The organism is Deltaproteobacteria bacterium (genome assembly GCA_019308905.1).
Lineage (GTDB): Bacteria > Desulfobacterota > BSN033 > WVXP01 > WVXP01 > JAFDHF01.
Window position 1 is genome coordinate 65,561 of the sequence record JAFDHF010000007.1, and the last position, 12,105, is coordinate 77,665.

Annotated in this window: 11 protein-coding genes; 6 read left to right on the forward strand and 5 right to left on the reverse strand. The window is 57.4% G+C overall.

The window, feature by feature from the left end; genetic code table 11:
* Positions 1-5: 5 nt before the first annotated feature.
* The gene (locus JRJ26_04585; GenBank protein MBW2056758.1) at positions 6-1,679 is read right to left on the reverse strand and encodes a hypothetical protein; all 1,674 of its coding nucleotides are present in this window, start codon (positions 1,677-1,679) and stop codon (positions 6-8) included.
* 434 nt (positions 1,680-2,113) lie between these two features.
* On the opposite strand from JRJ26_04585, the gene JRJ26_04590 reads away from it, so the two are divergent.
* Complete coding sequence (locus tag JRJ26_04590) at positions 2,114-2,632, forward strand: hypothetical protein (GenBank protein MBW2056759.1); 519 nt, start codon at positions 2,114-2,116, stop codon at positions 2,630-2,632.
* Between the two features lie 51 nt (positions 2,633-2,683).
* Here JRJ26_04590 and JRJ26_04595 read toward each other — a convergent pair whose 3' ends face one another.
* Both JRJ26_04595 and JRJ26_04600 read right to left on the reverse strand, forming a co-directional pair.
* Positions 2,684-4,972 (reverse strand): amino acid permease, encoded by a 2,289-nt coding sequence (locus tag JRJ26_04595; GenBank protein MBW2056760.1) that lies wholly within the window; start codon positions 4,970-4,972, stop codon positions 2,684-2,686.
* Complete coding sequence (locus tag JRJ26_04600) at positions 4,965-5,174, reverse strand: hypothetical protein (protein MBW2056761.1); 210 nt, start codon at positions 5,172-5,174, stop codon at positions 4,965-4,967. The genes JRJ26_04595 and JRJ26_04600 overlap by 8 nt, the downstream gene beginning before the upstream one ends.
* Positions 5,175-5,482: 308 nt before the next feature.
* Here JRJ26_04600 and JRJ26_04605 point away from each other — a divergent pair, with 308 nt between their 5' ends.
* From JRJ26_04605 to lipA, 5 genes are all read left to right on the forward strand, one after another.
* The gene (locus tag JRJ26_04605) at positions 5,483-6,784 is read left to right on the forward strand and encodes a SpoIIE family protein phosphatase (protein MBW2056762.1); all 1,302 of its coding nucleotides are present in this window, start codon (positions 5,483-5,485) and stop codon (positions 6,782-6,784) included.
* A gap of 20 nt (positions 6,785-6,804) precedes the next feature.
* A complete protein-coding gene (locus JRJ26_04610; protein ID MBW2056763.1) occupies positions 6,805-7,680 on the forward strand; it encodes an HDOD domain-containing protein in 876 nt (291 codons plus the stop codon).
* Between the two features lie 19 nt (positions 7,681-7,699).
* Positions 7,700-8,293: an ATP-binding protein gene (locus tag JRJ26_04615; GenBank protein MBW2056764.1), complete on the forward strand. Its 594-nt coding sequence runs from the start codon at positions 7,700-7,702 to the stop codon at positions 8,291-8,293.
* Positions 8,265-8,591 carry an STAS domain-containing protein gene (locus JRJ26_04620; GenBank protein MBW2056765.1) on the forward strand — a complete coding sequence of 109 codons (327 nt, stop codon included), beginning with the start codon at positions 8,265-8,267 and terminating at the stop codon, positions 8,589-8,591. The genes JRJ26_04615 and JRJ26_04620 overlap by 29 nt, the downstream gene beginning before the upstream one ends.
* 312 nt (positions 8,592-8,903) lie before the next feature.
* Complete coding sequence (lipA, locus tag JRJ26_04625) at positions 8,904-9,749, forward strand: lipoyl synthase (protein MBW2056766.1); 846 nt, start codon at positions 8,904-8,906, stop codon at positions 9,747-9,749.
* 117 nt (positions 9,750-9,866) lie between these two features.
* Here the strand turns inward: lipA and JRJ26_04630 are convergent, their stop codons facing one another.
* Together JRJ26_04630 and gcvT are read right to left on the reverse strand one after the other, a co-directional pair.
* Positions 9,867-10,070 (reverse strand): cold shock domain-containing protein, encoded by a 204-nt coding sequence (locus JRJ26_04630; protein MBW2056767.1) that lies wholly within the window; start codon positions 10,068-10,070, stop codon positions 9,867-9,869.
* A 215-nt stretch (positions 10,071-10,285) separates the two neighbouring features.
* On the reverse strand, positions 10,286-12,105 hold a 1,820-nt coding region (gene gcvT, locus JRJ26_04635; GenBank protein MBW2056768.1), incomplete at its 5' end, for a glycine cleavage system aminomethyltransferase GcvT.

Below are 12,105 nucleotides of genomic sequence, written 5' to 3' on the forward strand. Positions count from 1 at the left end.
CGTCCTCAGGCCTTCGCTTCTGCCGCTTCGGCCGGGGTCTTGCCGTATTCGGCCTTATACTTCTGGAAGGCCTTGTACCCGTCCCAGGCGAGGATTACGGCAAGGATGATGAGCAGGATGCCGCAGCCGCCGGACAGCAGATTCCCGAAGATCTTTCCCCCCGTGACCTTGCCCGTGAAAACCGCAGGAAGGAGCTTGAAGAAGGATGTGTAGAACAGGGCTGCCACGGTGGTCGCGTACATGAAGAACATGGGGTAGATGGCGATCCTGTAGTTCTTCCCCTTGGAGACCAGGTAAAGAGTGACCAGAAGCAGGGCCAGGGATGCCATCATCTGATTGGCTCCTCCGAAAAGAACCCAGATGTAGAGCCAAGTGCCGGTCTTGATCAGGACGAAAGCGATGATCAGCGCGGCGACCGTCGCCACGTGGTGGTTCTTGGCAATGCCGATCTTGTCTCCCAGCAGTTCGATGGTGGCAACCTTCATGAATCGGAAAACCAGGTTGACGATGGTGAGTGCGAGGATGAGGATCATTGCCCCGGAGACCGACTTTGCATAGGAGGCGGGTATTCCGATGGCCCCCATGGCCCCCCCCAGGCCTGCCGTAAAGATGCCCACGGGGTTCTTGAGTGCTGCCAGGTACCCGGCCTTATCGGCAAATGCCGTGGCACACACGATCATGGCGATAATTGCGATGGTAAACTCCGCGAACATGGCACCGGCCGTTACGGGCCTCACGTCCATTTCGTTCTCTATCTGACGGGATGTGGCCGTACTCGAGACGAGACTGTGCCACCCGGAGATAGATCCGCACGCTATGGTGACGAAAAGAAGCGGCCAGAGGGGGCCTATGCCGATGCTCCAGTTGGTAAAGGCTGGAAGGGTCATCGGCTTGGCGCCCACGAGGATGCCGAGAACACCGGCGATGATGCCGAAATAGACGACATAGACCGAGGAGTAGTTGTATGGCTGGATGAACATCCAGACCGGGAGGATGGCGCTGAAGTATGCGAAGATGCAGATGCACACGAGAAACGTCGTGTAGGAGGCTTTGATGGGCAGGTAGTTCCCGATCCAGATCGATGCAAAAATCAGGACAATCGCTAGAATCGTCGTGGCGATGATATTGACCTTTGCCCGATATATCATCTGGCCCACCAGAAAACTGACCCCCACCACCACGAGCAGTGGAAATGGAAGGGCTGGATTGCCCACGAGGCCCTTTGTGATGACATGGCCAAAGGCGGCGGCCACGAGCAACAGATAGAAATAGATAAAGGTCAGAAGAATGCCCCTGGCCCGGGGAGATATCAGCTTGTAGCTGATTGCGCCGAAGGTCTCCCCATCGTGCCGGATCGACACCATGGCACTGGAATAGTCGTGGATCCATCCGATGAAGAGGACCCCTAATCCCAGCCAGAGCATAGTGGGCAGCCATCCCCATTGGAGGGCCACGATGGGACCGATAATAGGAGCCGCACCTGCGATTGAATTGAGCTGAAATCCGAAAAGGACGTTCTTGTTGGCCGGCATGAAGTCGACACCGTCCATATACATCTTGGCAGGTGTGGCCTTGTTGGGATCCGCCTTGTAGACGTTGCGGCTCACCCATCGCGCATACACCCAATAGCCGACGATGACGATGACAGCCCAGAAAACGAGTACCCACAGAGAGTTCATCTTTCAATCCTCCTTTCCTTCGACGCCTTGCAACAAAGCTCGGTAAAGGGAAACCAGATTGAACCCGCCGGGGAATTACTCCCCTTTCTTTACGGAACCCTGCTTCAGGGCGAGAGCCAACCAAAGGGAGACCCATCACCTCCTTCTTCCTGATTTTACCGAGACAACCGGCCTTTCCCCGCCCCCACAGGGAACAACAAAAGGTATCGTAAAGCAGAATTTGAAAGTTGTCAATGATTGTGTTACCTTATGGCTCGATCATCCGTCCATGGGGGTCGATCCAGGGGAACGTCTTCGGGTCATGGGATCCATCGCCCGTCTGACGGGCAAAAGGTGGCCTGGGACGCCTCTTCCGTTGGCTTCCACGGGTGGTCGTCATGGGGAAGCCGCAATCAGGATTTGTTCCATGCCAAGTAGATGCGGAGGAAGGATGGATGGAAGGTCTAAAGACCGTTGCAGAGTTGATGGCCGTCGCGGCTCGGACCGCTCCAAAAAGTGCCGGCCAGGATTTTGTGGAGATCAGGATTCTTACGGGTGATGAGCTTCTGAAGCTGGCAGAAGGGATGGTCCGTTTCGGTGAGGAGAGGGGGAAACGGAACTTCGACCGCGACGCAAGAAACGTTCGGGACAGTGAGGTTGTGGTTCTCATCGGCCTTAAAGACGCCAGGGTACCCGGTCTCGACTGTGGTGCGTGTGGCTATCCCACATGCAAGGCCTTTGAGAAAGCCGAGGTGGTGGACGTGGAGTTCAAAGGCCCGCTGTGTGCTTTCCGTCTGCTGGATATGGGGATTGCTCTTGGATCTGCCGTCAAGACGGCAGGGCTCCTCAACGCGGACAACCGGATCATGTATCGCATCGGGACCGTGGCTCGCAGCATGGGCCTTTGCGACTGGGACTACGTGATGGGTATCCCCCTGTCGGCCACGGGCAAAAGCATCTACTTCGATCGGTAAGTGAGGCTGCAGACCCGCCGCCCCTGGAAAAGAGGCAACTCGAGGGGCGGGTCAGGTCCTCTTCTTAGAGATGCCGTTCAGGACCTTTACCGGGGCTATCCACCTCCGCTTGCTCTTGACCATCATTATGGGAGTTTCGCAGTTCTTGGCCACCTCTTCCACCAGGTTGCCGAAAACCATCTGCTTGAAGAAGCGGTACGGACTGGCCCCGATTACAACGAGCTCATGGCGGGCGGCCTCCTGGGAGATAGTGGCCAGTACGCTTTCGGATTCGACGATCTTAACGTCTATTCTTCCTCTCGGAAGCTTCTCCGAGGCGATCATGGCCTCGATTGTCTTCTCTATCTTCTGCTTCGGATTGCCCGGTCTCAGTACATGAAAAGCCGTAATCCTCGAATCCGGATGTTCGAGGAACATGTTGGCTACCCTGAGGGCCATGTGGCCGTGATAGCCTCCTGCAACGGGCACCAGAATGCGGCTCACCGGGCGGTACCGTCCGAGTCGAATAACGATGGAGTCACAGGGGGCCTTTTCGAGGATCGGGTCGATGGTACTGCCGAGAACATAATCCTGGAGAAGGGACCTGCCCCGCCAGCCGAGTATGATCAAGTCGGATTTTTGTTCGTGTATGGCGTTCACAATCCCCCTGGGGATGCTTCTGCAGTATTGAATGGACGTGCTCACGGGGACATCCGGCGGCACGTAAAGAGAGGCTTCGACAAAGGCCTCGTGTCCCACATCGAGGTATCTCTCAGCATCCGAAAGGGGTGTCTGCTCCGGGATAGGCACCATGTGTAGAAGGCTGATTTCGCCGTAGTGATACCGGGCGATTTTCACCGCATAGGTGACAAGCTGAATGGCGTTTTCCGGGTTGGCTATGGGCAGCACGATCCTGTAAGGCCGCCTGGCCTCGGCCTTTTCCTCCTCCAGCACTACGATTCTGAAGACGGTGTCCTCACACCGTGTCTTGGAGTAGAGATTGAAGATCAGGAAGGATGCTGTGAGCCATACACCGGAAACGACCCATGCAACCACACTCATGTGGATGAGCCAGACCGCCAGAAATATCTGCATGGCAATGGCGAACATGGGAAGGACTGGGAAGAGGGGCATGACGAACCCGTAGGTGAGTTCGTCGCCGTACTCGTTCCTTATCTTGATGACCGCTATGTTTACCAGAAAGAAGAGGAGGAGGAACATGATGTCGGCACTGGCTGCCACGTCTTCGGCAGGCAGAGCGACTACGATGCCGATGACCAGGACGGCGGTGGCCAAGAGGGCGATGTTGGGGATCTTCCTTTTTGGATGAATCCGGGAAAAGACCGCCGGCAGCATTCTGTCCCTCCCCAGGGCGTAGGAGACCCTCGTGGCGGAGTAGATCGTTGCGTTGAGAGCAGAGGTGCTTGAAAACACAACGGCGACGATGACCAGGATCCCTCCATAGGGAAGGAGCCTCGCAATGGCTTCGCCGAAGCCGGTCGGTCCGTACCTGCCTATCCATTGCCATGCTTCCACCCCCACGCCCCTTACCGCCACCACCGTGGCAAAAGAGACCGCGAGGTACGTGGAAACGACAATGAGGAGAGAAAAGAGGATAGCCTTGGGAAGATTCTGCCTGGGATCGATGGCTTCGTCGCCGGTCTGGACGATCACCTCGAACCCCTCGAAGGCCACGTAAGTGAACCCCATCATCACCAGGACCTTACCCCAGCCATTGGGTAGAAACGGGTGGAAGTTGTTCAACCGCGAGGGGTCTTGATAGACAATCCAGAATCCCGCAAGGCCGATAAAGCCCATGGTGAGGGTCTGGCCCAGGGTCATGATACTCCCCGCAAGCCCTGTCTCGGAGGCCCCCCGATAGTTGATGTAGACGAAAGTGAGTGCAACGGCCACGGCGACCATCTTTGTGAGAAGAGAGAGGGGGATCGGCACCTCCCCCAGGATTCCCATCCCCTGCAGAAAATGGACGGTGTAAGTTGCAAAGGCAACCGAATAGATGCCGCCGGCCACGGAAGAGGCGAACCATTCGATCCACCCCGCCAAGAAGCTGACCCCCTTGCCGTAGGAGATCCTCGCGTAGTTATATGCCCCCCCGGCCCTGGGGATGGCGGAGGAAAGCTCTGCATAGGAGAGAGCCGTGATCAGGGCGATCAGTCCGTTGAGGGCGAAAGTCACCAGTACCCCCCCTGGTCCGGCCTCACCGATGGCTATCCCGGTCCCGACGAAAATCCCCCATCCGATCATCATACCGACGCCCATCATGGTGATGTGGAAAAGGGAGAGTTCGCGGGAAAGCTCGGTCTTGACAGGATGGGAGGTCTGGTCCGAAGTCTCATCCATCGCCGGTCAACCCCTTTTTTATTTCGCGAAGTGTTTTCAGTTCCTTCTTCTTGATACGGTTCACCCTTCTCACGGACAGGAGGGCGAGAAGCAGGAAGGCCGAAAAAGCCACTGCCACGGCCCCGAAACCGATTAGTAGTTCAAGTGCCACGCCGACTCCTTGGGGGGTATCCCTCTCCGCTCCAGTGACCTTTACAGACAAGAGCCCTCCGCCGTTCAAATCTGAGAGACACGCGGGCTGTGTAGGGGGACAAGGGCTCGGAATACAGATCGATAAGAAGGTTTGTGAAGCAAGAAAAATCAACGTCCATCGACCGGGAATTATAGGTGGAATGGGTCTTACTGTCAAGTCGGCATGCCTCGAAGGCGAGCCCGTCGGATCGATCGCAGTCCGGGTGGAAGGGGCGGGTCAGGCCGGAGATCCACGCCTGGGTCACCCGGGGCCGATGGTGCGGTCCAATCTCTCAAGATTTCCAGCGATTCTTTCGATAATGAGTTAGCAAGGAGAGAATGATAGACTCCGGGGACTTCTCCATGTCGTTTTCCAGAGAAAGAGGCGGCTTTGCCGTCGGCGATGAGTGCTACAGGAAGCTGTTCCAGGGACTTCAGGACATGGTCTTCTTGACCACGCCTTCGGGAGATCTCCTGGAGGTCAACCCCATGGGAATCGAGGGCCTGGGTTATTCCGATAAGGCCGAGATTACGGAGTTCCCAATGGTCCGCCACTACGCGAACCCCGAGGACCGATCCCGGCTTGCAGCCCTTCTGAGAGAGAGGGGATCGGTCAAGGATTTTGAGACGCGGCTTGTCAAAAAGAACAGGCAGGAGATCGATGTTTGGATAACCGCCCATGCGAGAAAAGACGGCACGGGGCGGATCGTATACTACGAGAAGACGGTCAAGGATATCACGGACAGGAAGAAACTGGAGGGTGAACTCCGCGAGAAGAACCGTCTCCTCGAGCAGTACTACCTGGAACTGCGCAGAGAGAAGGACCAGATCCAGCAGCAGGCCGGCAGGCTGGCCAGGGCCGTGGCCGAGGCGGATGAGGCGAAGAGGATCATAGAGGAACAGCACCAGAAGATCGTGGCCGAGCTCGACATGGCTGCAAAACTGCAGAGGAGCCTTCTGCCCAGGCGACACCCCCAGAGAAAGGGATTCCGCTTTGCCACAAAATACGTTCCATCCAACCGGATTGGCGGCGATTTTTTCGATATTTTGGAAGTTGGAGAGGGCCGGCTCGGGGTGGTTATTGCCGACGTCTCGGGTCACGGCCCGGCAGCGGCCCTCCTGACCACCATGTTCAAGATATACTTTGAGATGTACGCCCAGGAGATACAGTCACCGAACCAAGTCCTGGCAGAGCTGAACAGAGAATTCTGCCGGCTTATCACAACAGGCGAGTATATCACAGGAGTCTACCTGGTTCTGGATACCAACAAGGGGCGAGTAACCTATTCGAAGGCCGGCCACCCCTATCCCATTCTTTATCGGAAGAGGAGCCAGAGTCACGAGTTTCTCGACACAGACGGGTTTTTCATCGGAATGTTCGAAGAAGCCGAGTTTGAAAACCGGGAGACCTTTTTGGAGAAAGGGGACAGGCTCCTCCTCTATACGGACGGTGTGATCGAGGCACGCAATCCCGAAGGGAGTTGTTTTGAAACTAGGTATCTCCAGGATATTCTCGCCGAGGGGAACGGCCTTTCTTGCAGCGGTCTGATGGAGGAGATCTACCGACGGCTCTCCCGGTTCACCGGGAAGGATCGCTTCGAGGACGATCTCTGCATGGTTCTGGTCTCCGTGGAAGCATAGGACCTCGTAGGAGAGGAAGAATGGATCAGGAGAAAATCAAGACCATCATCAACGGAATCAAGGATCTGCCCACCCTTCCTCTGGTGGCTCAGAGGTTGAGGGACGTCATGGACGACCCTCTTTCGGGTGCGGACGATGCGGCAAGGGTCATCGAGGGGGATCAGAGCCTGGCCGCCAAGGTGCTCAGCCTGGTCAACTCGGCCTACTACGGACTGCCGAGGGAGATAACGAAGATCTCCCAGGCCGTTCCTCTCCTGGGTTTCAGGGCCACATCTCAACTAGCCCTGAGCATATCGGTGATCAATATTTTCAACGACAATGAAGTGGGCAAATTCGACAGGGAAGGGCTCTGGCGCCATAGTATCGGATGTGCCATCTGCGGCAGGATGATTGCGAGAAAGGCCGGCTATCCCAGGCCCGAGAACTGCTTCTCGGGGGGGCTCCTCCATGACGTAGGCAAGCTCGTGCTGGATCAGTTCCTCCATGAGGAGCTCATCAGCATTCTCGAAGAGACGGAGCAGGGCAAGGTCTCCTTCTTGGAGGCGGAGAGGAACTGCCTCGGCATCGATCACGCCGTCATCGGCGAGTGGCTTGCAAGGAAGTGGAAACTCCCTCTCCCCCTGGTGGTCTCCATAAGGCACCATCACGAACCAGTCGACGAACGGAAGGGATTCTCCCTCTCCCAGGATCCGGTTGTGGACATAGTCCGGCTCGCCGACACCATCTGCCGCAATCAGGGGCTCGGCTGGAACGGCGACACCCTGGCCCCCGAGGTCACACCCGATTTGTGGAGCCGTTTGAGCCTGGCCCAGGAGGATGTAGACCACATCTCGAAGGTCCTGGAAGAGGAGGTCAGGCAGTCGGAGATTTTTCTTGCCCTTATGGGCCGCGGGTAGCAGTGGAGAGTCGGTTGCTGTGGCAGAGACAGAAGAGATCGAAAAAAAGCCTTTCCTCCGGCGCCGGCGGACCGACTTGGAGATCCTCGGCAGGGAGGGGGGACGGATCGTCATGGGGCCTTGGATCGACGAGGTGAGGATCGTGGTGGGCCGGCTTCAGATGCATGCCGAGCTGATATGTGGAGAGGGGAAAGCGCGGGAAGTGGGGCTGGGCCTCCACGAGATCATCGTCAACGCCATCGAGCATGGGAGTCTTGGGATCTCCTTCAAGGAGAAGCGCCTGGCCCTCGAGAACAACACCTACGTGGAACTGCTCAGGCAGCGCCTATCCGATCCGTTCTATTCCAGGCGCCAGGTGACGATCGACTGTCGCACTGAACCAGGAGAGCTGCACTACACGGTCAGAGATGAGGGCGGGGGGTTTGATTGGAGAAACCCTCCCTGTCCGGATCCACGGGAGAACCTGTTGAGCCCGTGCGGCAGGGGCCTCTTTCTCGCGCGGATCTACCTCGACCGTGTCGAGTTCAACGAGAGGGGGAACGAGGTTCATCTCGTGAAGTACGTCGAGAGAGATGGAGGTAGAGATGAGACTACAGCCGAAGGGGAACAGTAGCGTAAGGATTCTCGATCTGCGCGGGGCCCTGACCGTGTCCACTGTGGAAGGACTGAAGAGGTTGGTGGGGGAAGCGGCCCAGGGGGATGGGGACGAGATCGTTCTGAACTTCGAGTCTGTGGACAGGGTCGATTCTTCGGGACTGGGTGCCATCATAGCATGCTACATCACCCTCCACCGAAAGAAGAAGAAGCTCTCCCTTGTCAACCTGAATGAAAAGACCAAGGAGATCTTTTTCTATACTCATTTGTCAAAGGTCGTCAATATCTATGAAGGCCTCGGTGAGATTACGGCCTGAGGGGGAGCTACTTGAGACCGTGTTCTCTCCGGGAGGCGGCCGTTCCCTCCTCCCCGAGGAGTTCCCCTGTTTTCGAAGGAGATGTCTCGGGGCGTCTCGATTTCTGAGGATCTTTGTCGACTCTCGAGGTGAAACCTCTCGTTCCTTCGTTCCCGAGCCCACGTGGCGGCCCTCTCGGGACGGCGTCCGCTCATCCTCAAGGCGTGCCGCTGCTCCGGCAATATCGCTCTGGAACAAGGGGGGCCCCGAAACCGCCGAACTCGTGCTCGTCTCGTCATTGCAGGATCGACCGTATATCTGTTAATATGTGGCATGGTCTCGAGAAAGCCGCCATGGCTCAGGAAGAAGGTAGATTTTTCAAGTATCAGGGCCATGGAGGCCGTCACCGGAAGATTCGGCCTCCATACCATCTGCGAAAGCGCCCTCTGCCCCAACCAGAGCGAGTGCTTTGCCAGGGGTACTGCCACCTTCCTTATCCTGGGCGACAGGTGTACGCGAAACTGCCGGTTCTGCAACGTCGCCCACGGCCGGCCCGAGCCGCTGGACCGAGATGAGCCCCTTCGAGTTGCCCGGGCCGTCATGCATCTTGGGCTCCGCTACGCCGTGGTCACGTCGGTTACCCGAGACGATCTTGAGGACGGAGGAGCCGAGCAGTTCGCCAGAACCATTCGAGCCATCAAAGGGCTTGACATGGGGGTCAGAGTAGAGGTCCTTGTCCCGGATTTTCTGGATGCCATCGACCGGGTTGTCGAGGCAGGGCCTGAAGTGATCAACCACAACCTCGAGACGGTCCCCCGCCTCTACCCCGAAGTGAGGCCTGGTGCGGACTACCGGAGGTCTCTCGGCCTGCTGGAGAAGGTCAAGGAGACAGGGAAGGGGATTCGCACCAAGTCGGGGTTGATGCTGGGGTTGGGCGAGGAAGAGGAAGAGATCCTCCATGTAATGAAGGACTTGAGAAGGGCCGGGTGCGATATGCTCACCCTGGGCCAGTACCTCTCCCCTTCAAGGGCGCATCTTCCTGTTCGGGAGTACGTCCCTCCTGAGAGATTCGAGTGGTTCGGGGAGGTGGCAAAAGAGATGGGCTTTCTCTTTGTGGCGTCAGGTCCTTTCGTGAGGAGCTCATATTTTGCGGAGGCCTGGCTGGAAAAGCAGGGGTAGAAGACGGGCCCGAGGGAGGAGATGCCGCCCCATGTGGGACGGCATCTCCTCAGGACGACTGCAGGAAAAAGACCCCGGGACTCCCTTTGCCCCGGGGTCCGATTGCCCGTTCGGGTATTAGGAGTGTTTCACCACATCGATTGCCTGTGGACCTTTCCTGCCCTCTGCGATGTTGAACCTCACCTCGTCCCCTTCATAAAGAACCTTGTATCCGTCCTGCTGAATGGATGAGAAATGTACGAACAGATCATCGCCGTCTTCCTGGGAAATGAATCCAAACCCCTTTTTCTCGTTAAACCATTTCACTCGACCTTTAGGCATACCCTTTCACCTCCTTTCCTTCTCGGACCGACATCGTCCAAAGTATACGCCCTGTCAAAAAAAAGACCGCATAAGCCTCAAGAGCTGTGCGGTCTTTCTTTACCGAACCAGGACTCCTTGCACTTACAATTTTGAGCATACCAGCTTTTGCCTGCTTTGTCAATAGCGAGGACGAAAGGTCTCCACTTTTCCCAGATTCTCCGGGTGCGGGCGCTCTATCTTTCGAGGACTTCCCGGAACTCCTCAAGATGGAGTCTCTCCGCCGGGAATCGGCTGATCACCACCGCCTCCTCGTGGAGGGGAATCCGGTCTCCCGGTCGGCCGCCGCCCCTTGCACCCCTATTTGTCAGGGCCCCTGGTTCCGTGAAGACGGCGATGCGGGTTCCCTCTCTGGCACTCTGCCTCTCCACAAGGGCCATGCCGATTTGGAAACCCGAAGTGTCGAGCACAGAGCTCGTCACCGTGCCGATCGGCCTCTGAGTCCGGCGATTGACCACCATGCCGCCGTTCTTGATCATTCTCACCCCTTTTTGAAGGACATGGAAACGGACAATCTCCCTCGTCGTGGTTCTGTCCCTTTCCAGGAGTGGCTCCCGCCCGATGAAATAGGGCTTGTGGTACTTCACGTAGGGGGCAAACCCCGCCTCCATGGGGGTGATGTCGAGGGGGCCCGCAAGCTCGTGTCCGTACAGGGGAAGCCCGGCTTCGGTCCTCGTGGAATCCCTGGCTCCGAGACCGGCGGGTTTGATGCCGAAGGCTCTCCCCTCACTGAGAAGGATGTTCCAGAGCTCCGGAGCCTGGCCCGGATGGACGAAGAGCTCGAATCCGATTCTCTCTCCCGTATATCCCGTACGAGCAACGAGGAGGTTCAAGCCCTCGATCTCAATCTCCGTGAACGCCATCTTCCGCAACCTGGCCAGTCGCTGTCTCTCCTTGGCCCGGCGGATCAGGCTCTGGAGGATCCGGAGGGAGTTGGGACCCTGGAGGGCGATATCGACGCGCTGGTCCCTGCCTGAAGACGGATCTTTCAGGTCCCTTATGATGACCGGCCGCGGCGCCTCTATGTCAGGGTGATTGCGATCGATGAGATACTCTCCCGACTGCACGGCCTTCAGCCAGGCCATGTCCTTTTCCGCGTTGGCGGCGTTGACGACCATCATGAAGCGATTCTCGTTGTGCCGGTATATCATGATGTCATCGATCACCCGGCCGTCAGGATCGAGGAGATAGGCGTACTGGCACTCTCCGTCTCCTATCCAGCGGACATAGTTGGTAATGACCATATCGAGGAAGGGGGTGGCCATCTCGCCGGATATCTCGAACACACCCATGTGGGAGGTATCGAAGAGTCCGGCACTCTGTCTGACCGCCTGGTGTTCGTCGGCTATAGAGGTGTACCAGACCGGCATTTCCCATCCTCCGAAGGGAACCATCTGCCTGGTGAGCTTGAGGTGTTCCTCGTAGAGACAGCTCCTCTTGAGCGGACCTTCCTCTTCCTCGTACCGGAATTCCTCCTTTTTTGCCTCCCCCCTGAAGGTCTCAAGATGTCTCTGCCCCACAAAGTAGGGTTTTGAGAGGTGAAACAGGTCTCCCATCCTCCGCCGGAACAGGGCGACGCTGTCCCTCTCTCGGTCACCTTCTGCGTACCGGGGCAGGTTTTTTTCAGCCCTCAAGCGTTCCCTGAGGCCAGGTCCTCCGGGCGCGACCGGGAGCTCTCCTGCCCTGTCGAGGAGACGGCGCCAGACAGCAGTGGCCCTGTTCATGGGAACAAAGATGAGGACCGAATAGGGATCCTCTGCCGAGCAGGAGACCAAGAGTTCGACTCCCAGGATTTTCCCCTCCCAGCAATCCCGGGGTCCAAGGGGTTCGGCCTCGGGCAGGAGAGACCTCAGCCCTTCCAAAGCCTCCGGGCCTGACAGGGCGAACACTGTTTTTCGCCGTGAAGGTTCGACCTCGCTGAGATCCTCAACAACCACAGGGCCTTCGACCTTCTTGAAAATGTCGGCCTCATCAAAAAGCACGTACCCGTCGGAGA